The organism is Burkholderia territorii (assembly GCF_902833055.1).
Lineage (GTDB): Bacteria > Pseudomonadota > Gammaproteobacteria > Burkholderiales > Burkholderiaceae > Burkholderia > Burkholderia territorii.
The window spans coordinates 1-527 of sequence record NZ_CADFEJ010000104.1; the positions used below are offsets into that span (position 1 = coordinate 1).

Here is a 527-nt window from a genome sequence, read left to right on the forward strand (position 1 = left end):
GCGCCAGCCGCGCGCCTCGGCCGAGCTGCCGTCGTCGTGCTCGACCGCGTCGGCCAGGCGCATGAACAGCATGGTGGCCGCCTCCGATTCGATCGCGAGGTCCGCCAGCACGTTGCGCATCAGCGGCTGCTCGGCCAGCAGCCGGCCGAAGTCGCTGCGGTGCCGCGCGGGATGGGTCGCCTGCACCAGCGCGGCCCGCATCAGCGCGGCGCTGCCGATCACGCAGTCGAGCCGCGTCATGTTCGCCATCTCGATGATGGTCGGCACGCCGCGCCCTTCCTCGCCGACCATCACGCCGTAGGCATCGAGGAATTCCATCTCGCTGCTCGCGTTCGAGCGGTTGCCGAGCTTGTCCTTGAGGCGCTGCACCTGCACCGCGTTCTTGCTGCCGTCGGGCGAGAAGCGCGGCACGTAGAAGCAGGAAATGCCGGCGTGCTCGTCGGTGCGCGCCAGCACCAGGTGCGCATCGCATTGGGGCGCGGAGAAGAACCACTTGTGGCCGACCAGGCGATAGGGCTGGCCGCGCC

At 70.2% G+C, this 527-nt stretch carries 1 protein-coding gene; it reads right to left on the reverse strand.

Features of this window, described 5'->3' with window-relative positions:
• Nucleotides 1–527, reverse strand: a 527-nt coding sequence (locus tag HW466_RS31225; protein ID WP_176316156.1) for an acyl-CoA dehydrogenase family protein, incomplete at both ends; no start/stop codon positions are given.